Source organism: Paracoccus yeei ATCC BAA-599, from assembly GCF_000622145.1.
In the GTDB taxonomy this organism is placed as follows: Bacteria; Pseudomonadota; Alphaproteobacteria; order Rhodobacterales; family Rhodobacteraceae; genus Paracoccus; species Paracoccus yeei.
The window spans coordinates 230,609-256,563 of sequence record NZ_KK211402.1; the positions used below are offsets into that span (position 1 = coordinate 230,609).

General features: G+C 69.8%; 24 protein-coding genes. 17 read left to right on the plus strand and 7 right to left on the minus strand.

The features are described from left to right. The first annotated feature begins 477 nt into the window (after nucleotides 1-477). On the plus strand, nucleotides 478-1,155 hold the full coding sequence (locus BU28_RS0118815) for a DnaA N-terminal domain-containing protein (protein WP_028720789.1): 678 nt from the start codon (nucleotides 478-480) through the stop codon (nucleotides 1,153-1,155). Between the two features lie 83 nt (nucleotides 1,156-1,238). On the opposite strand, the gene BU28_RS23840 is transcribed toward BU28_RS0118815, so the two are convergent. Continuing rightward, nucleotides 1,239-2,771 carry a phospholipase D-like domain-containing protein gene (locus BU28_RS23840; RefSeq protein ID WP_036763559.1) on the minus strand — a complete coding sequence of 511 codons (1,533 nt, stop codon included), beginning with the start codon at nucleotides 2,769-2,771 and terminating at the stop codon, nucleotides 1,239-1,241. A 155-nt stretch (nucleotides 2,772-2,926) separates the two neighbouring features. Here BU28_RS23840 and panB point away from each other — a divergent pair, with 155 nt between their 5' ends. From panB to BU28_RS23845, 3 genes are all read left to right on the plus strand, one after another. After that, on the plus strand, nucleotides 2,927-3,757 hold the full coding sequence (gene panB, locus BU28_RS0118825; protein ID WP_028720790.1) for a 3-methyl-2-oxobutanoate hydroxymethyltransferase: 831 nt from the start codon (nucleotides 2,927-2,929) through the stop codon (nucleotides 3,755-3,757). Then, nucleotides 3,754-4,608, plus strand: a complete 855-nt coding sequence (panC, locus tag BU28_RS0118830; RefSeq protein ID WP_028720791.1) for a pantoate--beta-alanine ligase — start codon at nucleotides 3,754-3,756, stop codon at nucleotides 4,606-4,608. Before panB ends, panC begins: the two co-directional genes overlap by 4 nt. Nucleotides 4,609-4,750: 142 nt before the next feature. Further along, entirely contained in the window at nucleotides 4,751-6,661 is a 1,911-nt protein-coding gene (locus tag BU28_RS23845; RefSeq protein WP_051578336.1) for a DEAD/DEAH box helicase, read from the plus strand. Nucleotides 6,662-6,712: 51 nt separating this feature from the next. Here the strand turns inward: BU28_RS23845 and pobA are convergent, their stop codons facing one another. From pobA to BU28_RS0118855, 4 genes are all read right to left on the minus strand, one after another. After that, entirely contained in the window at nucleotides 6,713-7,879 is a 1,167-nt protein-coding gene (gene pobA, locus BU28_RS0118840; protein WP_028720792.1) for a 4-hydroxybenzoate 3-monooxygenase, read from the minus strand. Nucleotides 7,880-7,993: 114 nt separating this feature from the next. After that, entirely contained in the window at nucleotides 7,994-8,881 is an 888-nt protein-coding gene (locus tag BU28_RS0118845) for a helix-turn-helix domain-containing protein (RefSeq protein ID WP_036763563.1), read from the minus strand. A gap of 55 nt (nucleotides 8,882-8,936) precedes the next feature. Beyond that, a complete protein-coding gene (locus BU28_RS0118850; RefSeq protein WP_028720794.1) occupies nucleotides 8,937-10,211 on the minus strand; it encodes an MFS transporter in 1,275 nt (424 codons plus the stop codon). A 148-nt stretch (nucleotides 10,212-10,359) separates the two neighbouring features. Beyond that, on the minus strand, nucleotides 10,360-11,274 hold the full coding sequence (locus BU28_RS0118855) for a LysR substrate-binding domain-containing protein (RefSeq protein WP_158212787.1): 915 nt from the start codon (nucleotides 11,272-11,274) through the stop codon (nucleotides 10,360-10,362). A gap of 66 nt (nucleotides 11,275-11,340) precedes the next feature. Between BU28_RS0118855 and pcaD the strand changes: the two genes are divergently transcribed. The 6 genes from pcaD (at nucleotide 11,341) to BU28_RS0118885 (ending at nucleotide 16,147) form a co-directional block, all read left to right on the plus strand. After that, complete coding sequence (pcaD, locus tag BU28_RS0118860) at nucleotides 11,341-12,120, plus strand: 3-oxoadipate enol-lactonase (protein ID WP_028720796.1); 780 nt, start codon at nucleotides 11,341-11,343, stop codon at nucleotides 12,118-12,120. Next, a complete protein-coding gene (gene pcaC, locus BU28_RS0118865; protein WP_028720797.1) occupies nucleotides 12,117-12,500 on the plus strand; it encodes a 4-carboxymuconolactone decarboxylase in 384 nt (127 codons plus the stop codon). Before pcaD ends, pcaC begins: the two co-directional genes overlap by 4 nt. After that, nucleotides 12,497-13,291 (plus strand): protocatechuate 3,4-dioxygenase subunit beta, encoded by a 795-nt coding sequence (pcaH, locus tag BU28_RS0118870; protein ID WP_081791477.1) that lies wholly within the window; start codon nucleotides 12,497-12,499, stop codon nucleotides 13,289-13,291. The genes pcaC and pcaH overlap by 4 nt, the downstream gene beginning before the upstream one ends. Further along, entirely contained in the window at nucleotides 13,291-13,902 is a 612-nt protein-coding gene (gene pcaG / locus BU28_RS0118875) for a protocatechuate 3,4-dioxygenase subunit alpha (RefSeq protein ID WP_036763567.1), read from the plus strand. Before pcaH ends, pcaG begins: the two co-directional genes overlap by 1 nt. 12 nt (nucleotides 13,903-13,914) lie before the next feature. Beyond that, the gene (locus tag BU28_RS0118880) at nucleotides 13,915-14,751 is read left to right on the plus strand and encodes a 3-oxoadipate:acetyl-CoA acetyltransferase (RefSeq protein ID WP_028720800.1); all 837 of its coding nucleotides are present in this window, start codon (nucleotides 13,915-13,917) and stop codon (nucleotides 14,749-14,751) included. 82 nt (nucleotides 14,752-14,833) lie between these two features. Then, nucleotides 14,834-16,147 carry a class-II fumarase/aspartase family protein gene (locus BU28_RS0118885; protein WP_028720801.1) on the plus strand — a complete coding sequence of 438 codons (1,314 nt, stop codon included), beginning with the start codon at nucleotides 14,834-14,836 and terminating at the stop codon, nucleotides 16,145-16,147. Here the strand turns inward: BU28_RS0118885 and BU28_RS0118890 are convergent. Beyond that, a complete protein-coding gene (locus BU28_RS0118890; protein WP_028720802.1) occupies nucleotides 16,144-16,971 on the minus strand; it encodes a DUF6635 family protein in 828 nt (275 codons plus the stop codon). The two genes, BU28_RS0118885 and BU28_RS0118890, sit on opposite strands and share 4 nt — an antisense overlap. Before the next feature lie 272 nt (nucleotides 16,972-17,243). On the opposite strand from BU28_RS0118890, the gene ssuD reads away from it, so the two are divergent. The 6 genes from ssuD to BU28_RS0118920 are packed head-to-tail and all read left to right on the plus strand — an operon-like array spanning nucleotide 17,244 to nucleotide 23,080. Beyond that, a complete protein-coding gene (gene ssuD, locus BU28_RS0118895) occupies nucleotides 17,244-18,437 on the plus strand; it encodes an FMNH2-dependent alkanesulfonate monooxygenase (RefSeq protein ID WP_028720803.1) in 1,194 nt (397 codons plus the stop codon). Nucleotides 18,438-18,441: 4 nt separating this feature from the next. Further along, complete coding sequence (locus tag BU28_RS23850; RefSeq protein WP_051578320.1) at nucleotides 18,442-19,887, plus strand: FAD/NAD(P)-binding protein; 1,446 nt, start codon at nucleotides 18,442-18,444, stop codon at nucleotides 19,885-19,887. A 26-nt stretch (nucleotides 19,888-19,913) separates the two neighbouring features. Continuing rightward, on the plus strand, nucleotides 19,914-20,492 hold the full coding sequence (locus BU28_RS0118905) for an NAD(P)H-dependent oxidoreductase (protein WP_028720804.1): 579 nt from the start codon (nucleotides 19,914-19,916) through the stop codon (nucleotides 20,490-20,492). A gap of 11 nt (nucleotides 20,493-20,503) precedes the next feature. Further along, complete coding sequence (locus BU28_RS0118910) at nucleotides 20,504-21,484, plus strand: aliphatic sulfonate ABC transporter substrate-binding protein (protein ID WP_028720805.1); 981 nt, start codon at nucleotides 20,504-20,506, stop codon at nucleotides 21,482-21,484. Between the two features lie 11 nt (nucleotides 21,485-21,495). Then, on the plus strand, nucleotides 21,496-22,314 hold the full coding sequence (locus BU28_RS0118915) for an ABC transporter permease subunit (protein WP_028720806.1): 819 nt from the start codon (nucleotides 21,496-21,498) through the stop codon (nucleotides 22,312-22,314). Beyond that, nucleotides 22,301-23,080, plus strand: a complete 780-nt coding sequence (locus BU28_RS0118920; protein ID WP_081791478.1) for an ABC transporter ATP-binding protein — start codon at nucleotides 22,301-22,303, stop codon at nucleotides 23,078-23,080. Before BU28_RS0118915 ends, BU28_RS0118920 begins: the two co-directional genes overlap by 14 nt. A 3-nt stretch (nucleotides 23,081-23,083) precedes the next feature. Here BU28_RS0118920 and BU28_RS0118925 read toward each other — a convergent pair whose 3' ends face one another. Continuing rightward, on the minus strand, nucleotides 23,084-23,983 hold the full coding sequence (locus BU28_RS0118925; RefSeq protein ID WP_198944962.1) for a LysR family transcriptional regulator: 900 nt from the start codon (nucleotides 23,981-23,983) through the stop codon (nucleotides 23,084-23,086). A gap of 108 nt (nucleotides 23,984-24,091) precedes the next feature. Here BU28_RS0118925 and ilvD point away from each other — a divergent pair, with 108 nt between their 5' ends. Beyond that, nucleotides 24,092-25,939: a dihydroxy-acid dehydratase gene (gene ilvD, locus BU28_RS0118930; protein ID WP_028720809.1), complete on the plus strand. Its 1,848-nt coding sequence runs from the start codon at nucleotides 24,092-24,094 to the stop codon at nucleotides 25,937-25,939. Nucleotides 25,940-25,955 lie beyond the last annotated feature (16 nt).

Consider the following 25,955-nt stretch of genomic DNA (forward strand, 5'->3'; position numbering starts at 1 on the left):
GCCTGTCTCATGGAACGTTAATTTTCTTCTGTCCCGCTTTTACGTCGGATTTGCCTTTCTGGCAAAAACCATTTTTCATCGGAGCAGGAATTCTCCCCAAGGCCCTGAAAACACGGCCTGGCCCGCGAATCGCCGGCAACGCGCGTTGCCTGGCCAGCCGTCGAGACGGAGCCGGAACTGGGGGACGCAAAATGGCGCCCGCGCGGCGGAATGGGGGACAAAACGGCAGAACAGGGTGTCATCCTGTCTGTCCCCCAATACCATTAATACCGATTTTGCAATCAGGTTTGGGAGAGTCATCCGGGGTTTTCGGCGCCCTGATCCGGGCCGCTTGACAGAATCGTCAAACAGGACGCAAATGAGGTAGGGATGACGAAAAGCGTTGGCGGCAAAGACCGGCGCGGGCCTCCCAGGGCAGTACCGGGGTCAGCACCCGGGTCATGAAGCAGCCGGGCGGTCCCCGGGGGCAGGAGCGAGATGCAGGTGATACGAGCCGTCGGGCGTGAGGCCGCGGCCAAGAAATACGATATCCTGTCGGCCATGATGGCCCATGCCCTGGCCGGCGACAAGCATCGCCAGCGGCTGGTCCTGCGGCTGATGGCGCTGATCACCAGCCGCTACAACTGGCAGCGGGACGAGTTGACCGTGGGCCAGCGCGAGATCGCGCGGCTGTGGAGCGTGGACGAGCGCACCGTCAAGCGCGAGATGGCGCGGCTGCGGGCGATGGGCTGGATTGCCGTGCGCCAGCCGGGGGCCCGGGGGCGGGTGTCGGTCCTGGGGCTGGAGCTGGAGCGGATCATGCTGGACACGCGGCCCGAGTGGGAGAACATCGGCCCGGATTTCGTGGCCCGGCTGGCGGGGCAGGGGGCCGGCGCGGACAATGTCGTGCCGCTGCGGCCGGCCCGGCCCGTCCTGCCCCGGGGCGAGGGGCTGTGGGCGCAGGCCTGCGCCCGGCTGGCCGAGGAAGACCGCACCCTGTTCGAAAGCTGGTTCGCCGCCCTGTCCGAGGCGGCGGTCGAGGACGGCTGCCTGACGCTGCTGGCGCCGTCGCGGTTTCATGCGTCCTACGTCCAGACCCATCTGGCCGAGCGGTTGGCGACGGCCGTGCGGCGCAGCGACGGCACGGTGCAGCGCGTGCGGGTCATCGCGCCCTGAAAGGCTGTGCGTCAAGGAAATCTTGGCACCCATCCGCGATCCTGTCCGAAAGGGGCGAATCGGGGATAAGGGTGCGGGTACTGTCATTCCCGTGGTGGCTGCTGCGCCCTGTGTTGCTGGCGCAGGTGGCGCCAGAGCAGCGCGCCGCCAAGCGCCAGCCCGGCCCCCAGCATCAGGTGGCGCGAGGTCAGCCCCAGCCGCGCCTGCGCCGAGCGGCGATAGCGCGGATCGAAGAAGCGGGTGTCGGCCAGCAGGCTGCCAAGAAGCGTTTCCTTGCGCAGCGGCAGGTCGCGCAGGCCCCGGCCCGAATCGCGGTTCAGCGCCTCGATGGCCGGGATCAGCCCGCCCTTGTCGCGCAAGGCGCGCGCGACGGTGGCCGGGTCGCGGTCCAGATGCTCGGCCAGCAGCCGGTCGCGCAACTCTCCGATGACGCGGCGGCCCTCCGGGTCGCGGCCCGCCAGCGCCACGTCGCATTCGGTGTCGAAGGCCATCGAGCGGCGGTCGATGTTCGAGGAGCCGACCCGCAGCAGGCAATCGTCGATGATGCTGATCTTGGCATGGACATAGATCGGCTCGCCCGCCGCGTTGACGGGATAGAAGATGCGGAAGCGGCCATGCGGATCATGCGCGCGCAGCTCGCGCACCATGCGCGAGCGGCTGACGTGCATGGCGGCGTCCTCGACCACCGACTGCGCGGCCATGGGGGTGATGACGACGACCTCGGGACCGTCCGGGTCGGCCAGCCGCTCGCGGATCGCGGCGGTGATGCTGTCGGCGCAGAAATATTGCGATTCCAGGTAGATGTAATCCCGCGCCGCGCGGATGCTGTCCAGATAGAGGTTCTCGATCTCGGGCACGGTGGGGCTGTCGGGTCCGGGCGGCTCGGTCCGGGCGATGGCGATCTCGACGTCGCGCAGCAGGGGGGCGATGCTGTCGGGCCAGAGGTCGCCGCCGGGGCGGAACGCCTCGTCCATCTCGGCGTCGTTGGCGCGGGCCCAGCGGTCGCGGGCCAGTTCCGACAGCGCCGCCGCCACCGGCCCCGACACCACCGCCGAGGCGTCGTGCCAGGGCTGGGCCACGTCGCCGTTCTTGAGCCGGCGCAGATCGTCTTCCGGCGCGTGCTCGGGCCGGTCCCAGCGCCCGTCGGTCATGTCGATGCCGCCGCAGAACGCCAGCGAATCGTCGATCACCGCGATCTTCTGGTGATGGCAGGCGCCGATCGGGTGGCGCCCGTCGAAGGCCAGGTGCACCTGGTCGGGCGAAAGCAGCTTGATGCGCGCGGCGGGCAGCACCCGTCCCGGCGCGATCAGGGCGCCGCCGCTCCATTTCAGCAGGTAGATGTCGAGGTCGGGGCGGCGGTCGGCCAGCGCGTCGATGAAGGGGCCGACCTGGTTCGGCAACCCGTCCGGGGCCATGCCCTGATCGTCGCTTTCGCCGGGCAGCATCTCGATTTCGAAATCGAAGTCCCAGCCGACCATGATGATCAGCCGCTGCGCCTTCAGCAGGGATTCGCGCAGGGCGCGGAAATAGGCCTGCCCGTCGATGATGAAGGAAAAGCAGCTGGCGCGTTCGACCCGCCAGCAGTTGCGGTCGGGCTGGAACTGGAACTCGGGCATGGTTCACCAAGGGTTACTGGGTCTTGAAAGCGGGGCAGGGGGGCCCGCCGCCGTGGGCGTTCCGGGCCGCGCCGCGCATCTTTTCACGCGACATCGGCGCGGGAATCGGCCATTCAGTCGCCCGAACCGACTGGAAACGCAAGGGGGACCATGAGATGAGCGCCACGCCAGAACGCCGGACCCGGCTGACGCCCGGCGACATCCGCGCGCGCAAGGGGGGCGCGCCGATCGCCTGCCTGACCGCCTATACCACGCCGATGGCGCGGCTGATGGACCGCGCCTGCGACCTGGTGCTGGTGGGCGACAGCCTGGGCATGGTGCTGCACGGGCTGCCCTCGACCCTGGGCGTGACGATGGAGATGATGATCCTGCACGGCCGGGCGGTGGCGCGCGGCATCGAGCGCGCCTGCCTGGTGGTGGACATGCCCTTCGGCAGCTACGAGGAGAGCCCCGAACAGGCCATGCGCAATGCCGCGCGGCTGGTGGCCGAGACGGGCTGTCAGGCGGTCAAGCTTGAGGGCGGGCAGCACATGGCCGGAACGGTGCGCTTCCTGGTCGAACGCGGCATTCCGGTGATGGGCCATGTCGGGCTGACGCCGCAATCGGTGAACGCGCTTGGCGGCTACAAGGTGCAGGGCCGGGGCGAGGACGGCGCGCGCGTCGCGGCCGATGCGCAGGCCCTGTCCGAGGCCGGGGCCTTTGCGGTGGTGCTGGAAAAGCTGCCCGAGTCCCTGGGGGCGCGCATCACCGAGGGGATCGCGGCCCCGACCATCGGCATCGGCGCCGGCGCGGGCTGCGACGGGCAGGTCCTGGTCGTGGACGACATCCTGGGGCTGTTCGCCGATTTCCAGCCCAAGTTCGTGCGCCGCTATGCGGATCTGGGCCGCGCGGCCGAGGCGGCCATCGCGTCCTATGCCGAGGACGTGCGCGCCCGCCGCTTTCCGGCGCCCGAGCACGGCTTTGCCGACCAGGGCAAGCCCGCATGAGCGGCGTGCCCATCATCCGCGGTGCGGGCGAACTGGCCGCCCTGATCGGCGACTGGCGGGCCGAGGGCGCGACCATCGGCGTGGTCCCGACCATGGGCGCGCTGCACGAGGGCCACCTGAGCCTGGTGCGCGCGGCGCAAGGCGAATGCGACCGGGTGATCCTGACTCTGTTCGTGAACCCGCGCCAGTTCAACAACCCCGAGGATTTCGCGAAATACCCCCGCACCGAAGACGCCGATGCCGCGATCCTGGCGCCTCTGGCGGTCGATGCGCTGTTCGTGCCGGACGCGGCCGAGGTCTATCCGCCGGGCCACGCCACGGTGGTGTCGGTCGGTGGCATCGGAACGCTGCTGGAGGGCGCGCACCGGCCGGGGCATTTCGACGGGGTGGCGACGGTGGTGGCGCTGCTTTTGAACCTGACGCGGGCGGACCGGGCCTATTTCGGGGAAAAGGACTGGCAGCAGCTGCAGGTCGTGCGGCAGATGGTCGCCGACCTGCGCATGCCCGTCCGCATCGTCGCCTGCCCCAGCATCCGGGCCGAGGACGGGCTGGCGCTGTCGTCGCGCAACCAGCGGCTGTCGCCCGATGCGCGCCGCCGCGCGGCGGCGATTCCGCAGGCGCTGACGGCGGCGCGGCGCGGGATCGAGGGCGGCGCGGCCCTGGCCCCGGTGCTGGACGAGGCGCGCGCCCGCCTGCGCGACGCGGGGCTTGGGCCGCTGGATTATCTGGAACTGCGCGACGCGCAGACGCTCGACGCCCCGCGCCCGGGGCATGAGGCGCGGCTGCTGGTCGCGGTCTGGCTGGACGGGGTGCGGCTGATCGACAATGTGCCGGTGCGCCTGGCTTCGTGATTTTGCGCTTGCCTTCGGCGCGCCCTGGGCTTAGAAAGCGCGCTTTGGCTCCGCATGTCCGGGGCGGCGGGTTTCCATGGGCCGCCGCAAGGGCAAGGTGCCGTCCATCGGGTGTTCGGCACCCCCCTTTTCTGGCGATCACATGAACGAACTGACTATTGCCGCGCCCTTGGCCGCGGCGCTGGCGGCCAAGGGCTATGCCAGCCTGACCTCGGTGCAACAGGCGGTGCTGGCCGCCGACGCGGCGGGCCGCGACATGCTGGTCTCGGCGCAGACCGGATCGGGCAAGACGGTGGCCTTCGGCCTGGCCGTGGCGCCCGACATCCTGGGCGAGGGCGCGGTGCTGCTGCCGGCCGACGTGCCGCTGGGCCTGGCCATCGCGCCGACGCGCGAACTGGCCCTGCAGGTCGCGCGCGAACTGGAATGGCTTTACGCCGAGGCGGGCGCGCGCATCGCGACCTGCGTGGGCGGCATGGACTATCGCACCGAACGCCGGGCGCTGGAACGCGGGCCCCATATCGTCGTCGGCACCCCCGGCCGGCTGCGCGACCATATCGAGCGCGGCGGGCTGGACCTCTCGGGCCTGCGCGCCGCCGTCCTGGACGAGGCCGACGAGATGCTGGACCTGGGCTTCCGCGAGGACCTGGAGTTCATCCTGCAATCGGCCCCCGACAGCCGCCGCACGCTGATGATCTCGGCCACAGTGCCGCCGGCGATCGAGAAGCTGGCCAAGGATTTCCAGAAGGACGCCCTGCGCATCGTGGCCCAGGGCGAGGCGCGCCAGCACGGCGACATCGAATATCGGGCGATCAGCGTTTCGGTCCGCGACCGGGAACCGGCGATCTTCAACCTGCTGCGGCTGCATGAAAGCCAGACGGCGATCATCTTCTGCAAGACCCGCGCCAATGTGAACCACCTGCTGGCGCGGATGGGCAACCGCGGCTTCAAGGCGGTGGCGCTGTCGGGCGAGCTGAGCCAGCAGGAACGCACCCATGCGCTGCAGGCGCTGCGCGATGGCCGCGCCCGCGTCTGCATCGCGACCGACGTGGCCGCGCGCGGCATCGACCTGCCGGGGCTGGAGCTGGTGATCCACGCCGACCTGCCGACCAATGCCGAAACCCTGCTGCACCGTTCGGGCCGGACCGGCCGGGCGGGGTCGAAGGGCGTTTCGGCGCTGATCGTGGTCGCGCCGGAATACAAGAAGGCGCAGCGCCTGCTGAAGACCGCCCGGGTCGAGGCGACCTGGGGCGGCGCCCCCAGCGCCGACGAGGTGCGCGCCCGCGACGACCAGCGGATGCTGGAGCACCCCGCCCTGGCCGAGCCCGCCGGAGACGAGGCCGAGCAGGCCGCGGACCTGATCGCGCGCTTTGGCCCCGAGCAGGTCGCCGCCGCCTTCATCCGGCTGTGGCGCGAAGGCCGCCCGGCCCCCGAGGAACTGACCGTTGTGCGCGAACGCCCCGATGCGCTGGCGCCGCGCGAGCCGCGCGACTTCGGCGATTCGGTCTGGTTCTCGCTGTCGGTCGGCTATTCCGGCCGGGCCGAGGCGCGCTGGCTGTTGCCCAAGATCTGCGAGGCGGGTCGCGTGACCAAGGACGTGATCGGCGCCATCAAGGTGCGCGACCACGAAAGCTTCGTGCAGATCGCGCGCGAGGCGGCCCCGGCCTTCGGCGAGGCGACCGAGCTTGAGGACGGGCTGATGATGGTCCGGCTGGAGGGCATGCCGAATTTCGAGCGCAGCGCCGCGCCCCCGCGCCGCGAGACGCCCGAGAAGAAAGGCTATCCCCGCCGCGCGCCCGCCCCCACGCCCGAGGCCGAGCGCCCGGCCGAAGCCGAGGCCGCGCCGAAAAAGGCCCGCTGGAGCACGGCAGACAAGGCCGCCAAGCGCGCCGCAGGTGACGCCGCGCCCCCGCGCGACAAGCCGCACGGCAAGTTCGACCAGAAGCCCGCCGGCCGGCCCGAGGGCAAGTTCGCCGGCAAGCCCGGCTGGGCCAAGCCGGGGACCAAGGGCAAGGCCGACCGGGGCGGCTATGCCCCGAAGGGCCGCAAGGCATGAAGAAACGCCCGGGGGAGGTCGTCCCCCGGGCGTTTTCCGTTCCGGCCGCCGTCAGTAGGGCAGGCCGACGTAGTTTTCCGCAAGCGCGGTCTGGGCGGCCCTGGACTGCGCCAGATAGTCGACCTCGGCCGCCTGCATCCGGGCCAGGAACGCGCCCTCGGCCGGGAACTGGTGCAGCATCCGCGTCATCGACCAGGAAAAGCGCGAGGCTTTCCAGACCCGCGCCAGCGCCGTCGCGGAATAGTCCCGCAGCGGTGCCGGATCGCCCGCGTAAAGCGCGATCAGCGCCTGTGACAGATACCAGACATCGGACGCGGCCAGGTTCAGCCCCTTGGCGCCGGTCGGCGGCACGATATGGGCGGCGTCGCCCGCCAGGTGGATGCGCCCCCAGCTCATCGGTTCGGAAATGAAGCTGCGCAGCGGCGCGATGCTTTTCTCGATGCTGGGGCCAGTCACCAGGGTTTCGGCGAAATGCGGCGGCAGGCGGCGGCGGAGTTCGTCCCAGAAGGCGTCGTCGGACCAGGCCTCGGGCGTGTCGGTCAGCGGCACCTGCAGATAGTGGCGCGAGAGGTTGGCGTTGCGCATGGAACACAGCGCAAAGCCGCGTTCGTGGCCGGAATAGATCAGTTCCTCGGCGGCCGGCGGGGTTTCGGACAGGATGCCCAGCCAGCCGAAGGGATAGACGCTTTCGAATTCGCGCCGCACGCTTTCGGGGATGGTGCGGCGGCTGACGCCGTGGAACCCGTCGCAGCCCGCGATATGGTCGCAATCGACGCGGTGGGGCTTGCCGCCCTGGGTGAAGGTCACATGCGGCGCGTCGCTGTCGGCGCCGTGGATCGCGACATCCTCGGCCTCGTGAAAGATCGGCGCGCCGATGCGGTCGAGTTCCGTGTAAAGGTCCTGCGTGACCTCGGTCTGGCCGTAGATCATGACGGACTTGTTCACCAGCGCCTTGAAGTCGATGTGCACGGTGGTGCCATGGGCGGTGATGATGGTGCCGTCATGGACGAAACCTTCGGCATCCATGCGCGCGCCGACGCCGGCCTTGCGCAGGATGTCGCACAGGCCCTGTTCCAGCACGCCCGCCCGGATGCGCGACAGCACATAGTCGCGCGAGCGGCGTTCCAGCACGACGGAATCGACGCCGGCGCGGCGCAAAAGCAGCGAAAGCAGCAGGCCCGAGGGGCCGCCGCCGATGATGCAGACCTGGTGACGCATGGTCTTTCCTCCCTTCCGGTCGCGGGCGAGGGGGGGCCCGCGCTGATGCGGCAAAATGGCGCAACCGGGGCTTTCCGGGGAATGGACGGGGCGTCGAAAAACTTGGACGGATCGTCAGCCGGCCTGAAGCTTGCGCCAGCTGGCGGGGGACCGGCCCGTGCGCTGCGCAAAAAACCGGCTGAAATAGGCCGGGTCCTCGAACCCTGTCATGTGGGCCACGCGGGCGACCGTGTGGTCGGTGTAAAGCAGGATGCGCTTGGCCTCGAGCAGGATGCGTTCGTGCAGCACCGCGCTGGCGGTGCGCCCGGCGCGGGCCTTGCAGGCAGCGTTCAGCCGGGCGACGGTGACGGCCAGCGCATCGGCGTAGAAGGCCGGCGCGCGCTGCTTTCGGAAATGCCGCTCGATCAGGGCGCGGTAGCGCACCAGCAGGTCCTGGTCGCGGTCCAGGGGCGTGGGCCCCGCCAGGGCCTGATGCGCGACGCGCAGGCGCAGCACGATGACCAGGATGCGCAGGTAAAGCGCCATGATCGCCGTGCGCCGCCCGGGTGCCGACCAGACGAATTCGCGCAGGAGCCAGTCGAAGCTGTCGATCACCGTGGGTTCGTGGATGCCCGAGCCTTCGAGCGCCAGCACCGCCGGATCGGCCAGCACCTGCGCCAGCTGCGGGTCGCCCGCCGTCGCCGCCTGCAGCCAGCCAAGCGCCGCCGTCACCACATAGCCGTCGGTGCCGGGCTGGAATTCGAACTGGTGGACGCAGCCCGCGGGCACGACCATGACGGCGGGCAGGGGGATTGCCAGGGTGCGGTCCTCGAACCGGACGGTGCCGCCGCCCTGGTGGATCAGGAAGACCTGGGCATGGTCGGGATGGGCATGGGGCCTGATGCGCCAGCCGTGCGGGCCGCTGCGGTCCAGGATCGGCTCGACATGCAGGAAGTCGCGTTCGACGTCGGCGCCGCTGTCGCCGTAAAGATAGTAATGCGGGATCGGCTGGTCGCTGGACATGGCTCGCCTTGGCCGCGGGACCCGGCGCCCGCATCGGGGCGCCGGGCGAGGGGGATCAGACCTTTTGCCGCATCACCCGGGTCGAGGTGATGGCGATGGCGGCCAGCAGGCCCACCAGGGCGAAGACGTAAAAGCCCCAGGGGTGGCCGATGCCCATCGACACCAGCGTGCCGCCCAGAAGCGGTCCCGAGATCGCGCCGAGCCGGCCGATGCCCGCCGCCATCCCAAGCGCGGTGGCCCGCACGGCCGGGGGATGGTTCGCCGCCGTATAGGCATAGACCAGCACCTGCGCCGAAAAGACGAAGCAGCCGGTGACGAAGACCAGCGGGTAAAGCAGCCCGACCTGGACCTTGACCGACAGCGCCGCCAGCAGGATGGCGCTGGCCAGGAACCAGATGATGACCGCGGTGCGCAGCCCGATGGCGTCGCCGACCTGGCCTGCGACCAGAAGGCCCACGATGGCGCCGACGTTCATCAGGAGCAGGAACCACAGGCCGCGCTGCAGGCCGTAGCCCGCCTCGATCATCAGCGTGGGCAGCCAGGTGTTCAGCGCATAGACCAGCAGAAGCCCCATGAAGGACGTGACCCAGATCCCCAGCGAATTGCGCAGGAAGGGCGCGCGAAACAGGGCGCTGCCCGAAATGGCCGCCTCGGCCGTGGGGGTGGGGGCCTCGGGCTCGAGCACCAGGTTGTTGGCGCGGGCGACGGCCAGCGCCTCGTCCCGGCGCCCCTTGGCCAGCAGGAACGAGGGCGATTCGGGCAGGTGGCGCATCATCAGCGGCACCAGCACGAAGCCGGGCAGGGCGCCCGCCCAGAACATGGACCGCCAGCCCAGCAGGGGCAGCAGCACCAGTCCCAGCAGCGCCGTCGCGACCGCGCCGACGTGATAGCCCGTCATCACCCGGGTCGAGGCCTTGCCCGCCTTGCCCGAGGAGAACTCGGTCACCATGGCGATGGCGGTGGGCAGGCAGCCGCCCAGGCCAAAGCCCGCAAGGAAGCGGAACAGGCCAAGCTGTCCCCAGTTCTGCGCGAATGCGCAGGCCAGTGTGGCGACCGAAAAGGCCGCGACCGCCCAGATCATCGCCTTGCGCCGCCCGACCCGGTCGGTCAGCGCGCCGATGGTCAGCGCCCCCAGCGTCATCCCGACCAGGCTGATGGTCGACACGAAGGTCGCCTCGGGTTTGGTCATGAAGGACGATTCGCCCCCCGTCAGCGTCGGGATCAGGGCGCCCAGCACCACCAGATCGAACCCGTCCAGCACCACGGCGATCCAGCACAGGCTGGCCACCCAGGTCGTTGCCGCCATGCCGCGCGGCTGTGTTTGCGTCACCAAGATCGAATCCCTCCTGTTCGCTCGGAAATCCGGGACCGGCTTTTTTCGGCACCGGCCTTGCGGGGCCCCGTATCAATGCATTTGCCTTGCGTAAATGGACTTCATGCAAGGGGTTTTTGAAACTTTCGGTCGTCCGGCCGCCGGCTCAGGGCATCTGGCGCGCGACCTCGGCCGCGATTTCGGCGAAATCCGCCAGCCCCGGCGCGGCCGAGGCCTGACGTCGCGTCATGCCCACCGCGCCCGACAGGAACCGCGCCCCGGTCGGCAGTTCGATCATCTCGGCCTTGTCGAGTTCGTGGACCACCACCCCGCGCGAGATGAACCACAGCGCGTCCGAGGCCAGGCAGATGCCGCGCCCCAGCGCCAGCGACACCGTCTCGATCGCGGGGCGCAGCCCGGCCAGACCGTTCGCGGCCAGGTAGCTGTCCACCACCGGCCGGATCAGCGCGGTCGCGGGCGGCAGGATCACGGGGGACGCCGCCAGCGCCTCGGGGGCGGGGCGGGCGCGCATCGGGTGATCGGCGCGCGCGGCCAGGATCACCTCCTCCTCATACAGGTGATCGAAGCTCAGGCCCGCCATCTCGGAGGCGCCGGGCAGCCGGCCCACGACCAGATCGACCGAGCCTTCGCGCAAAAGCCGCATCAGGTGGAAATGCGGCCCGGTTTCGGCCGCCAGCACGATTTCGGGGCGTATCTCGCGAAAGCGCAGGACGACGCGGGGCAGGAAGCGGGTCGCGACCGTGGGCAGCACGCCGAGGCGCAGCGTGCCGCTGCTGCCGGGGCGAAGGGCGGCGGCCCCGGCCTCCAGCGCCTGGACGGCGGCGCTGGCATGGCGGCGGAACAGGGCCCCGGCCTCGGTCAGGACCAGGCGGCGGCCCTGGCGCAGGAACATGGGCTGACCCAGCAGCGTTTCCAGTTCCGCCAGGGTGCGCGACAGCGCCGGCTGGGTGATGCCCTGCGCGCGGGCGACGGCCGTCAGCCCGCCTTCGGCGGCAATATCCAGAAAGGCGCGGATATGGCGCAGCTTGACGCCCGGATGCATAGCGGTACGGTTATCCATCAGGGCGAAGTTTGCATTATCCAAGCCGTTTTCGATATGAGAGATTATCGAACAAGGGAGAATGCCATGCAAGTTCTGAACCGCCCCTGGGGTGCGATGCATTACCGCGTCGACGGTCCGGCCGATGGGCCCGCCGTCGTCTTTGCCAATTCTCTGGGCACCGACCTGCGGCTGTGGGACGGGCTTCTGGCCAAGATGCCCGGCCTGCGCGCGATCCGCTTCGACAAGCGCGGCCACGGCCTGTCCGACGAGGGCGGCGCGTTTTCCATCGACGACCTGGCCGAAGACGCAGCCGCGCTGATCGAGCATCTGGGCGTGGGGCCGGTGGTCTTCGTGGGCCTGTCCATCGGCGGCATGATCGCGCAGTCGCTGGCGGCGCGCCGCCCCGATCTGCTGCGCGCCGTGGTCCTGTCGAACACCGCCGTCAAGATGGGCACGGCCGAAAGCTGGGCCGACCGCATCGCGGCGGTGCGCGGACCCGGCCTGGGCTCGATCGCGGACACCATCATGGAGCGCTGGTTCGCGCCCGGCTTCCGCGCCCGGCCCGAGCTTGCCGCCTGGCGCAACATGGTCGTGCGCACCTCGGTCGCCGGCTATGCCGCCGCCTGCGAGGCGCTGGCCGCGACCGACCTGGCGGCCGGAACCGCCGGCCTGCGCCTGCCGGTGCTGGTCATCGCGGGCGATCAGGACGGGTCCTCGCCCGCCGAACTGGTCAAGGCCACGGCCGACCTGATCCCCGGCGCGGAATTTCACGTCATTCCCGATGCGGGCCATCTGCCTTGCGTCGAACAGCCCGCGGCCTATGCCGCGATCCTTGCCCCCTTTGTCCAGGAACACGCCCGATGACCGAACGCTTTGACCAGGGCATGGCCACGCGCCGCACGGTGTTGGGCGATGCCCATGTGGACCGCGCCGAGGCCGCCAAGACCGATTTCGACGCGCCCTTCCAGACGCTGATCACCGAAGGCGCCTGGGGTTCGGTCTGGTCGCGCGACACGATCAGCAAGCGCGAACGTTCGATGCTGACCATCGCGCTGCTGGCGGGCTTGGGCAACGACCACGAACTGGCCATGCACATCCGCGCCACCGCCCGCACCGGCGCCAGCCGGCAGGATGTGCTCGAGGCGCTTCTGCATGTCGCCATCTACGCCGGCGTGCCGCGCGCGAACCATGCCATCAAGATCGCGAAGGAAACCTTCGCCGAAATGGAGGAGACACGTCCATGACCCGCAGCCAGGCCGATTTCCAGGTCAAGCCCCATCTGCGCAATCCCGCGGGGGAGGAGATCGACCATTCGTTCGTCCCCGGCCCCCTGTTCTTTCGCGACCGCGACTGGCATCCGCCGGCCTATACGCCGGGCTACAAGACCTCGATGACCCGCGCCCCGCAGCGCGCACTGGTCGCGCTGGGGTCCACTCTGTCCGAGGAAGCCGGCCCGGCCTTCGGCCATTCGATGATCGGGGATCTGGACAACAACCTGATCCTGAACTTCACCGGCGAGCCGGCGATCGGCGAACGCATCATCATGCACGGCCGGGTGCTGGACGAAAACGGCCGCGGCGTGCCGGGCGTGCTGGTGGAAATCTGGCAGGCGAACGCGGGCGGGCGCTATCGCCACAAGAAGGACGGCTATCTGGCCCCGCTGGACCCGAACTTCGGCGGCTGCGGGCGTACCCTGACCGGCCGCGACGGGTCCTATGAATTCCTGACCGTGCGGCCCGGCGCCTATCCCTGGCCGAACCACGTCAACAACTGGCGGCCGATGCACATCCACATCTCGGTCTTCGGCTCGGGGTTCGGGCAGCGCCTGATCACCCAGATGTATTTCGAGGGCGACCCCCTGATCGCGAAATGCCCCATCGTGAACACCATCGGGCAGGAGCGCGCCATCCAGGCGCTGGTCGCGCCGCTTGACATGAACCGGGCGATCCCGATGGATTGCCTGGCCTACAAGTTCGACATCGTGCTGCGCGGCCGCCGCCAGTCGTTCTTCGAAAACCGCAAGGAGGGGCTGTGATGCAGAAGCTGGACTATCTCAAGGAGACGCCCTCGCAGACGGCGGGCCCCTATGTCCACATCGGGCTGACCCCGAACGCGCTCGGAAACCCCGGCATCTATCCCGAGGACCTGGGCGGCTCGCCCATCCGCGAGGGCGCCAAGGGCGAGCGCATCACCATCACCGGCCGCGTCATCGACGGCGCCGAGATGATCCTGCGCGATGCGCTGTTCGAAAGCTGGCAGGCGGATGCCGAGGGCATCTATCCCGCCAACGACCCGCGCGGCCGGGCCGATCCGAACGTCACCGGCTGGGCCCGGGTCGCCGCGGATTTCGACACCGGCATCTATCGGCTGGAGACGATCAAGCCGGGCCGCGTGCCCTTTCCGGACGGCCGTCTGATGGCGCCGCACATCAACATCTGGCTGGTGGCGCGCGGCATCAACCTGGGACTGCAGACCCGCATCTATTTCGATGACGAGGAAGCGGCCAATGCCGAATGCCCGGTTCTGGCCCGGATCGAGCACAAGGCCCGCGTCCAGACCCTGCTGGCCAAAAGGACCGGCCCCGGCGAATACAGCTTCGATTTCAAGCTGCAGGGCGACAACGAAACCGTGTTCTTCGACATCTGAGAAGGCGTGACCATGGGCAATCCCTGCATCATCTGCGTCGCCATCACCGGCTCGCTTCCGACCAAGGACAACAACCCGGCGGTGCCGATCACCGTGGCCGAGCAGATCGAGTCGACGCAGGAAGCCTTCGAGGCGGGTGCGAGCATTGCCCATTGCCACGTCCGCGACGACGAGGGCCGCCCGACCAGCGACCCGGACCGCTTCGCCGCGCTCAAGGAGGGGCTGGAAAAGCACTGCCCCGGCCTTATCGTGCAGCTCTCGACGGGCGGACGCTCGGGCGCGGGACAGGCGCGGGGTGGCATGCTGCCGCTCGCGCCCGACATGGCCTCTCTGTCAGTCGGTTCGAACAACTTCCCGACGCGGGTCTATGAAAACCCGCCCGACCTGGTGGACTGGCTGGCGTCGGAAATGGTGAAATACGGGGTGAAGCCGGAAATCGAGGCCTTCGACCTCAGCCATATCCTCAAGGCGCATCAGATGTGGACGGCGGGGCAGATCACGGATCGTCCCTATGTCCAGTTCGTGATGGGCGTGAAGAACGCCATGCCCGCCGACCGCGAGGTGTTCGACTACTATATCTATACCGTCAAGCGCCTGTTCGGCGAGGACGCCCCATGGTGCGCGGCCGGCATCGGCCCGAACCAGAACGTGCTGAACGACTGGGCGATTTCCTCGGGCGGCCATGCCCGCACCGGGCTCGAGGACAACGTGCGCCTCGACCGCGAGCGGCTGGCGCCCTCGAACGCCGCCCTGGTGAAACGCGCCGCGGAGCTTTGCGAGAAATACGGCCGCCCCGTCGCCACCTGGCAGCAGGCGCGCCAGATCCTGGGCTTGCGCCCCGCCGCCTGAGGCGTTTCTTTCTTGCCGAAATATCCTCGGGGGTCCGGGGGCAGACAGCCCCCGGTCCTTCGCGTTCCACAAAGGACTGCCCATGCCCGCCTCAGCCGCCGACAGCGCCATCTACCGCAGCCTGTTTTCCGACGATGCGACGGCCGCGCTTTTCACCGACAGCGCCGAGATCCGCGCCATGCTGCTGGTCGAAGGCGCGCTTGCGCGTGTTCAGGGCGCACTGGGCATCATCCCCGAAACGGCGGCCGCCTTCATCGACCGCGCGAGCCGCGAGGTGCAGATCGACCCCGCCGCCCTGGGGGCCGAGACGGCGACGAACGGCGTGCCGGTCCCGGCCCTGGTCACGGCCTTCCGCAAGGCGATGAACGCGCCCGATCACACGCAATACCTGCATTGGGGCGCGACCAGCCAGGACATCATGGAAACCGGCCTGGCGCTGCGCCTGCGCCGCGTGACCCAGATCTGGGACGAACGGCTCGGGGATCTCATCGCCGCGCTGGGGCGGCTTGCGCGCCGGCACGCGGCGCTGCCGATGGCCGCGCGCACCTATGGGCAGGCGGCGACGCCGACCAGCTTCGGCGCGGTCGTCGCGGGCTGGGGCCATCCGCTGATCCGCCACCGCGCCCGGCTGGCCGAGGTGCGGGCGGGCCTGGCGACCGTCTCGCTGGGGGGCGCGGCGGGCACGCTGTCGGCGATGGGTCCGCAGGGGCCCGAGGTCCGAGCGGGCCTGGCCCAGGCGCTGGACCTGGCCGATCCGGGCCACAGCTGGCACGCCGAACGCGACCGCATGGGCGCCTTTGCCGCCTGGATGGCGGGACTGGCCGCCACCTTCGGCAAGATGGGCGAGGACCTGATCCTGATGACGCAGACCGGCATCAACGAGATCCGGCTGGAAGGGGCGGGCGGTTCGTCCACCATGCCGCAAAAGCAGAACCCCGTCGGCCCCTCGGTGCTGGTCGCGCTGGCGCGGCAGGCGGTGGCGCTGGCGGGGGCCATCCAGGGCGCGGGGCTGCACCGCCAGCAGCGCGACGGCGCGGCCTGGTTCGTCGAATGGCTGACCCTGCCGCAGCTGTGCATCTCGGCCGGGCGCGGGATCGCGCTGGCGCAGGACCTGGCGGGTGCGATCAGCCCCGATGCACAGGCGATGGCCGCGAACCTCGACGACGGCAGCGGGCTGATCCACGCCGAGGCCTTCACCTTTGCCCTGGCCCGCCACATGCCGCGCCCCGAGGCGCAATCCCGCATCAAGGCGCTGTGCAAGGAAGCCGGGGCCACGGGCGCAGCGCTCCCCGTGCTGGTCGCGCGCGACTTTCCCGACCTGGACCTTGCCGCCGCCGGCGGCCTTGGCACCGCGCCGGACGAGGCGCGCGCCTTTGCCGATCAGGCGGGCACCTAGCGCAGCCCGCGCCAGATCGACGAGGCGATGTCGCCCAGATCGCCCAGCCGGGCCAGGACATGCTCGCGTTCGATCCCGGCGGGGCCCTGCTGGCGGTCCAGCCGCGCCAGCATCCGCATCAGCCGGCGGCGGTGCACCCCGGTCCAAAGCTGCACCGGATCGGCGAGCAGCCCGGCGAATGTCGTGACCAGCGAGGCCGCGACGGCCAGCACGACGCCGGTCAGCAGAACCTCCCAAGGCGACAGGCTGGTGGGGAAGAACCCGTACCACAGCCTCCCGGCCCAGCTGCCCAGGGCGAAATCCGCGATGGCCTGGCTTTGCGCGCGCAGTTGCGCGACCGGCCCCGCCAGCGACATGACGCCCAGCGTCGCACGGTGAAACAGCAGGAATCCCCCCAGCAGCACCAGGGCCGAGGTGGTGATCTCGGACACCGCATTGCGCGTCTCGGCCTGGGCGGCGATGGCGGCGCGGGTCACGTCCAGGGGCGCGCATGGTCCGACGCCCTGCGCATCCAGCCGCTCGACCAGCGCCGTCAGATCGGCTTCCAGCTGCCGGGCCACGTCCGAGGGCAGAAAGATCCGCCGCGATCCCAGCCAGGCCGCAGTGCGGCGCGCGCCGCACCAGCCCAGAAGGGCGGCGACCAGCTTGAGGATCAGGAAAACCGGCGACAGGGCCACGTTAACCGGCGCGCGCAGCAGATCCCACCCAAGCGCCGCGCGATGCAGGCGCAGCGTGCCGCGCAGGCCGAAACGGTGACGCACGAAGCGCTGCACCTCGGCCTCGCGCCGAGTCATCGGGCCGGGATCGGCAGGAACGGGCGGCATGGCGGTATCCAGGGGCTGCTGGACCCACTCTAGGGTCCCCGGGCGCCGTGCTCAAGCAGGGGACGGAAATGGCGGGGCAGAAGCATCCTTCCCCTGACGGTGTGCGTGTCGACAGGTCTTTTTCCCGCTGGCGCGCTTCTGGGGAAGGATTTTCTCAATCGCGGGCAGGCTGCAAATATCTATATACTCGGTCGTCTTTACAGGTATTCTTTCGCCATGAATCACTGCGCGCCCCTGGGGGCTGCGGATCAAAAGCTGCGAGAGGATGCGTCATGGCCATTGCCGTTCCCGACAAGATCAAGGTGCTGTGGTTTCTGCCCACGCATGGGGACAGCCGCTATCTGGGCACCGCGGAAGGCGGGCGGGCGGTGAACCTGCCCTATCTTCGCCAGATCGCCCAGGCGGCGGATTCGCTGGGGTATTACGGGGTGCTGCTGCCCACCGGCCGCAGCTGCGAGGATAGCTGGGTGGTCGCGGCCGCCCTGGCCTCGCAGACGGAAAAACTGCGGTTCCTGGTCGCGGTGCGCCCCGGCCTGCAATCGCCGACGCTGGCGGCGCGGATGACGGCGACCCTGGACCGCCTGTCGGGCGGGCGGCTGCTGATCAACGTCGTGACCGGGGGCGACCCGGTCGAGAACGCGGGTGACGGCATTCACCTGTCCCATGCCGAGCGCTATGAGGTGACGCAGGAATTCCTGACCGTCTACAAGGCGCTGCTGGCTGGCGAGACGGTGGATTTCCGCGGCAAGCACCTGAAGATCGACGGCGGCAAGCTGCTGTTCCCGCCGCTTCAGGAAAACGGCCCGCCCCTGTTCTTTGGCGGCTCCTCGGAGGCGGCGAACGCGGTCGCGGCCAAGCAGATCCACAAATACCTGACCTGGGGCGAGCCGCCCGAACAGGTGCGCGACAAGATCGAGAGCGTCCGCCGCCTGGCCGAGGCCGAAGGCCGCGACGTCAGCTTCGGCATCCGCCTGCACGTGATCGTGCGCGAAACCACCGCCGAGGCCTGGGACGCGGCGGAACGCCTGATCAGCCGGCTGGACGACGCCACCATCGCCAAGGCGCAGGAAACCTTTGCCCGCATGGATTCGGTCGGCCAGCGCCGCATGGCCGAACTGCACGGCGGGCGCCGCGACAAGCTGGAGATCAGCCCGAACCTTTGGGCCGGGGTCGGCCTGGTGCGGGGGGGCGCAGGGACCGCGCTGGTCGGCGACGCCGCGACCGTGGCCGAGCGGATCGACGAATACCGCCGCATCGGCATCGACACCTTCATCCTGTCCGGCTATCCGCACCTCGAGGAAGCCTACAGCTTTGGCGAACGCGTGCTGCCGCTGCTGCCGCTGGACCACCCGCTGCCGCAGGCCGAACTGGCCGCGAACATGGGCCCCTTTGGCGAGACGGTGGGCAACGACTATCGCCCGGCCGCCGATACCCGCCCGCGCCCCGTGCTGGTGACCGGAGGCTGAGGCGATGAACGCGATCCAGTCCCCCCTGCGCGTGGTCATCGTCGGCGGCGGCTTCACCGGCGCCAGCCTGGCCTGGCAGCTTGCCGGCATGACCCTGCCCGCGCGGATCACCGTGGTCGAGCCGCGGGCCGAGCTGGGCCGGGGGCTGGCCTATTCCGCGACCGATCCGACCCATCGCATCAACGTGCCGGCGCATCGCATGTCGATCGACCCCGACAACCGCGCCGATTTCGCCGAATGGATCGCCGAGGATGCGGCGCGGCTGGACCCGCAGGCGGTCGCCCCCAGCGGCGACCTTTACCCCCAGCGCGCGCTGTTCGGCCGCTATGTCTCGGAACGGCTGGCGCCGCACCTGGAGTCCGGCGCGATCCGCCACATCCGGGCGCGGGTCAGCGACGTGGAACGCAGCGCCGACGGCGCGCTGGTGCTGCTGCTGTCGGACGAGACCCGTATCCGCGCCGACCTTCTGGTGCTGGCGACCGGCCATCCGGCGCCCGCCGTGCCCAAGGTGGTGGCGGGGCTGACCGGCTCGGCCGTGCTGGTGCCCGATCCGGGCGACGCCGTGCGCCTGGCCGACATCCCCGAGGATGCGCGCGTCCTGATCCTGGGCGCCGCGCTGAGCGCCGCCGACGTGATCGCGACCCTGGACCGGCAGGGCCATCGCGGCCAGATCACCTGCCTGTCGCGGCGCGGCCTGCGGTCGCGCGCGCAGGGGCCCGTCTGCCAGGACAGCGGCACCGATTTCACCGACCCGCCCGCGACGAAAGCCTCGGACCTGCTGCGCCGGGTGCGCGACGCCATCGTCGACGACCAGGCGCGCGGGCAGGGCTGGCATGCCACCTTCTATCGGCTGCGCGCGCAGGGGCCGCAGATCTGGGCGGCGCTGGACATGGACGCCCGCGCCCGCCTGCTGCGCCACCTGCGGACCTGGTGGGACGTCCACCGCTATCGCCTGGCGCCCCAGGTCGAGGCGGTCATCGCCCGGCTGCTGGACGAGGGGCGGCTGGACTATGCCGCCGGCCATCTGGTCGCGGCCGAGCGGCGCGACGGCGGCGCGGATGTGACCTGGCGGCCGCGCGGTACCGACACCCTGCGGCGCGAGCGCTTCGACCGCATCGTCGTCACCACGGGCCCCGCGCAGGACCGATGTATCGGCGCCAATCCCGCGCTGGCGGCGCTGGCCCGTCTGGGGCTGATCGCGCCCTGTCCGCTGGGCCTTGGTCTTGCCACGACCGCGATCTGCAAGGCCCAGGATGCGCAGGGCCGGACCAGCGACCGCATCCTGATTGCCGGTCCCCTGGCGCGGGGCCATGTGGGCGAACTGGTCGGCGCGCCGGAATGCGCCGCCCACGCCCGCCACATTGCCCGAGAAATCGCCCGGCGCGTCATGCTCGCGCCGATCCTGAGGCCCGCCTTTGGCCAGCAAGCCCGAGGCGCCCGCCCGACCTGACCCCCTTTGACGGAGTCGTGCATCCCATGACCACCCTGACCATCACCGGCTTTGCCGGCAGCCTTTCCGCGCCTTCGCGCACACGCTCGCTGGTGGAAGCCGCCGTCGAGCTGGCGACCCAGCGTTTCGACGCCATCGGCCATGTCTTCGACCTGAACGACCTCGGCCCCTCGCTGGGCGCCGCGCGCCATCTGGGCGATCTTGAGCCCGAGGCGCTGGAGCATGTCACCGCGCTGATCCGTTCGGACGCGCTGGTGATCGCAAGCCCGGTCCACAAGGGCAGCTATGCCGGGCTCTTCAAGCATGTCTTCGACCTGCTGGACCCGGGCATGCTGGCCGGCAAGCCGATCCTGCTGGCGGCCGCCGGCGGCGGCGATCGCCACGCGCTGGTGATCGAACACCAGCTGCGCCCGCTGTTCGGCTTTTTCGAGGCGCAGAGCCTGGCCACCGGCGTCTATGTCTCGGACCGCGAGTTCGTCGGCGGCAAGCTGGCGGACGAGGCGGCGCGGGCGCGCCTTGGCCGCGCGGTGACCCAGTTCGCCCCCTATCTCGCCTCCGCGCCGTCCCGCTCGGCCCCCGAACCCGTCATCCTGCGCGCGCTTTGAAAGGACAGACCATGACGACGACCACGACAGTCTCGCGCCGCGCCGCCCTGGGCCTGGGGCTTGCCGCCCTGGCGACGCTGGCCACCCCGGCGCTGGTGCGCGCCGCCCCCGCCAAGGCGCTGCGCGTCGGCTGGCAAAAGGGCGGCCTTCTGGGCCTGGTCAAGGGCTCGCAGGCCTTCGAGGACGCGCTGGCCCAGCAAGGCATCAGCGTCAGCTGGTCCGAATTCACCTCGGGCCCGCCGCTGCTTGAGGCGCTGTCGGCCAATGCGCTGGACTTCGGCTATACCGGCAACGTGCCGCCGATCTTTGCCCATGCCGCGCGCGGCAACCTGGTCTTTGTGGGCGCGGCCCAGGGCTCGCGGGAAGGCCATGCGATCCTGGTGCCGGCGGATTCACCGATCAGGACCGTGGCCGACCTGAAGGGCCAGAAGGTCGCCTTCAAGCGCGGGAGTTCCGCCCATTACGCCACGATCAGGCTGCTGGAAACGGCGGGGCTGACGCTGGATGACATCACCCCCCAGGACCTGGCCCCGCCCGACGCCATCGCCGCCTTCGACGCCGGCGCGATCGGCGCCTGGACGATCTGGGACCCCTATTTCGCCATGGCCGAGGAGCGCCCGAACACCCGTGTCCTGCGCACGACCGAGGGGCTGGAACAGGACTACAACTTCTATTCCGCGAACGGCGACTATGCCAAGGAAAATCCCGAACTGGTCGCCCAGCTGGTCCGCACCGTGCAGGCGGTGGGCCAGAAGGGGCAGCAGGACCTGGACACGACGACCCGCACCTTTGCCCGGGAAACCGGCCTGTCGGAAGCCGTCATGCACCGCTTCCTGACGCGCAAGGGCAGCGACCTCGGGCTGGTCGGCTTCGTCGAGCCCAAGCACGTCGCCTATGAACAGGGCGTCGCGGACGAGTTCTTCAAGCTCGGGATCATCCCCCGGCAGTTGGACATCGCCTCGGTCGTCTGGACCCCGCAGACCGCAAGCTGAGGAGACAGTCCATGAGCCTTGCCGAAACCCTGAACGTGCAGCGCCTGGCCGGATGGCGGCCGGGCCTGCCCCCTGGCCGCGCGCTGCTGCCCTATGCGGTGCCCGCTGCCATCCTGCTGGCCTGGGAAATCGCCGGCGCGACCGGCCTGATCGGCGACCGCGTCCTGCCGCGCCCGTCCGAGATCCTGGCCACGGCCGTGCGCATGACGCTGTCGGGCGAGCTGTTCACCCATCTCGGCGTCTCGGCCGCGCGGGCGCTGGCCGGACTGGTCGTCGGCGGCGGCATCGGCTTTGCGCTGGGGGTCGCCAACGGCGCCTCGCGCATCAGCGAGACGCTGACCGACAGCACCCTGCAGATGGTGCGCAACATCCCGCATCTGGCGCTGATCCCGCTGGTCATCCTGTGGTTCGGCATCGGCGAGGGCGCCAAGCTGTTCCTGGTCGCGCTTGGCGTGTTCTTTCCGATCTACCTGAACACGCTGCACGGCATCCGCAACGTCGATCCGCAACTGATCGAGATGGGCCGCGCCTATGGCATGAACGGGCGGCAACTGTTCCGCCGCATCGTGCTGCCGGGCGCGCTGCCCTCGATCTTCGTCGGGCTGCGCTATGGGCTGGGCATCATGTGGCTGACGCTGATCGTGGCCGAAACGCTCTCGGCCTCGTCGGGACTGGGCTACATGGCGATGCAGGCGCGCGAATTCATGGTGCTGGATGTCGTCGTGCTGTCGATCCTGCTTTACGCGGCGCTTGGCAAGCTGGCGGACACGCTGACCCGCGCGCTGGAACGCCGCGCCCTGAAATGGAGCCCCGCCTATGCAAACCGCTGAGCTTCTGCCCCGCGACATCGCGGTGCCGCCCATGCTGCGCGCAAACCGTGCCGGTGCCGCCGTCGCCCTGAGCCATGTCAGCCGCAGCTTCGACGGCAACCGGGTGCTGGCCAACCTGGATCTGACGGTGCGGCCGGGCGAGTTCCTGTCCATCGTCGGCAAAAGCGGCTGCGGCAAGTCCACGCTGCTGCGGCTGATCGCCGGGCTCGACCGGCCTTCGGTCGGCAGCGTGACGGTGGACGGCACGCCCGCGCATCAGGCCGGGGACCGGCTGCGGATCATGTTCCAGGAACCGCGCCTGCTGCCCTGGGCCTCGGTCGCGGGCAATGTGGCCGTGGGCCTGCGCGGCGGGCCCGACCCGAAGGCGGTGGCCGAAGCGCTGGAGTCGGTGCAACTGGCCGACAAGGCGGACTTCTGGCCGGCGCAACTGTCGGGCGGGCAGCGCCAGCGGGTCGCGCTGGCCCGCGCGCTGGTCAGCCATCCGGGGCTTTTGCTGCTGGACGAGCCCCTGGGCGCGCTGGACGCGCTGACCCGGCTGACCATGCAGAACCTCATCCGCGACATGCACGACCGCGCGGGCTTTACCGCCGTCCTGGTCACCCATGACGTGGCCGAGGCGGTGGCCATGTCGGACCGCATCATCGTCCTGGGCCAAGGCGGCATCCTGAACGAGACCGAGATCCTGCGCGTCGGGCCCGTCACCCGGGGCAGCGCCGAACTGGCCGCCATCGAGGCCGAGATCCTGGACGCGATCTTTGCCGCCTGAGGGTCATTCGCCCAGGGCGAGCCGCCGCAGCCCGGCCAGCGTGGGCGCATCGTCGCCCCGCCGCCAGACCAGCCCGGTTTCCAGCACCGGCGCGTCGTCGATGTCCAGATAGCGCACGCCCGTCCGCGCCAGGCTGCGCAGCGACTGCGGCACCAGCGCCATGCCGATCCCGGCCGAAACCAGGCTGATGATCGTCTGCATCTGGATCGCCTCTTGCCGGATCCGCGGCTGGTGGCCCCGCCCCCGGTAATGGCCCAGGATCAGGTCATGGAACCGAGGCGCCACCCTGCGCGGAAAGATGACCAGCGGGTGGCGCATCCAGTCCTCGCCCGCGATCCTCCCCGCGCGGGCGAGGATCTGTTTGCCGTCCAGCCAGTCCTGCGGCACGGCGGCGATCAGCGGCTCGCGCAGCAGGGGCCGGTAATCCAGCGAGGGCGGCAGGGCGGTGTCGGGCGGAATGGCGATGCCTGCATGGATGCGCCCTTCGGCCAGGTCCTGGAACTGGCGGTCGCTGGTCGCCTCGATCAGCTCGATCTCGACGCCCGGATAGGCCAGGGCGTGATCGTGGATCAGGCGCGGCAGGATGCTGTAATCGGCGGTGCTGACGAAGGCCAGGGACAGCCGGCCCGCGCGCCCCTCGCGCAGCTGGCGGGCGATCTCGGGCAGGGCCTCGACGGCGGCCAGCGCCGGGCGGACGTGGTCCAGCCATTGCCGGCCGAATTCGGTCAGCGCGACGCTGCGCTTGGAGCGCAGGAACAGGGCCGCGCCCAGTTCCCGCTCCAGCGCCATGATCGACTGGCTCAGCGGCGGCTGGGTCATGCCCAGGATTTCGGCCGCGCGGCCGAAATGCAGGGTCTGCGCCAGGGTCAGGACATGGCGCAACTGGCGCAGGTCGATGGCCATTCATATCCTGTGGTGAATTAATCATGCCATAATAATATATTTCACAACCTAGTGCCAAGGGTCTATGGTCGCGGCCAGCCAAAACGTATCCAGACGAGCCATAGACCCATGCCCCAATATCGTTCCCGCACCAGCACCCACGGCCGCAACATGGCCGGCGCCCGCGGCCTGTGGCGCGCCACAGGCATGAAGGACGGCGATTTCGGCAAGCCGATCATCGCCATCGCCAACAGCTTCACCCAGTTCGTGCCGGGCCACGTCCACCTGAAGGACCTGGGCCAGCTGGTCGCCGGCGAAATCGAGGCCGCGGGCGGCGTCGCCAAGGAATTCAACACCATCGCGGTCGATGACGGGATCGCCATGGGCCACGACGGGATGCTGTATTCGCTGCCCTCGCGCGAGCTGATCGCGGATGCGGTGGAATACATGGTCAACGCCCATTGCGCCGACGCGCTGGTCTGCATCAGCAACTGCGACAAGATCACCCCCGGCATGCTGATGGCCGCGATGCGGCTGAACATCCCGGCGATCTTTGTCTCGGGCGGGCCGATGGAGGCGGGCAAGGCGCAGATTCGCGGCAAGACGGTCGCGCTGGACCTGGTGGACGCCATGGTCGTCGCCGCCGACGAATCCTATACCGACGAGGAAGTGCAGGCGATCGAGGAAGCCGCCTGCCCGACTTGCGGGTCGTGCTCGGGCATGTTCACCGCGAATTCGATGAACTGCCTGACCGAGGCGTTGGGGCTGTCGCTGCCGGGCAACGGCTCGGTCCTGGCGACCCATGCCGACCGCGAGAAGCTGTTCCGCGAGGCGGGCCACACCATCGTCGACATGGCGCGGCGCTATTACGAACAGGACGACGCGAGCGCGCTGCCGCGCTCCATCGCGACGCGGGCCGCGTTCGAAAACGCCATGAGTCTGGACATCGCCATGGGCGGGTCGACCAACACCGTGCTGCACCTGCTGGCCGCCGCCATCGAGGGCGAGGTCGATTTCACCATGGCCGACATCGACCGGCTGTCGCGCCGCGTGCCTTGCCTGTGCAAGGTCGCGCCCGCCAAGAACGACGTCCACATGGAGGACGTGCACCGCGCCGGCGGCATCATGTCGATCCTGGGCGAACTGGACAAGGCGGGGCTGCTGGACACCAGCCTGCCCACCGTCCATTCGCCCAGCATGGCCGATGCGCTGAACCGCTGGGACGTGGGCCGCACCAACAGCGACAGCGTGCGCGAATTCTATCGCGCGGCGCCGGGCGGCGTGCGCACCACCCAGGCCTTCAGCCAGTCCACCCGCTGGGAAGAACTGGATCTGGACCGCGTCGGCGGCGTGATCCGCGATGCCGAGCATCCCTTCAGCAAGGACGGCGGCCTGGCCGTTCTGTACGGCAACCTTGCCCCCGAGGGCTGCATCGTCAAGACGGCGGGCGTGGACGAATCCATCCTGGTCTTTGAAGGCAACGCCAAGGTCTATGAAAGCCAGGAGGCCGCCGTGGTCGCGATCCTGGGCGGCGACGTCAAGGAAGGCGACGTTGTCGTCATCCGTTACGAAGGCCCCAAGGGCGGGCCCGGGATGCAGGAGATGCTGTATCCGACCAGCTATCTGAAGTCGAAGGGCCTGGGCAAGGCCTGTGCGCTGATTACCGACGGGCGCTTCTCGGGCGGCACCTCGGGGCTGTCCATCGGTCATGTCTCGCCCGAGGCGGCCGAGGGCGGGCTGATCGGCCTGGTCGCGCCGGGCGACAGGATCCTGATCGACATTCCGAACCGGGTTATCCGGCTGGTGGTGGACGATGCGGAACTTGCCCGCCGTCACGAGGAGATGGAGGCGCGAGGCAAGGATGCGTGGAAACCCAAGGGCCGCAAGCGCCACGTCTCGCCGGCGCTGCGCGCCTATGCGGCGCTGACCACCAACGCCTCGCGCGGGGCTGTCCGCGACGTGAGCCAGATCGAGTAAGTAAGACTCGGCCTTT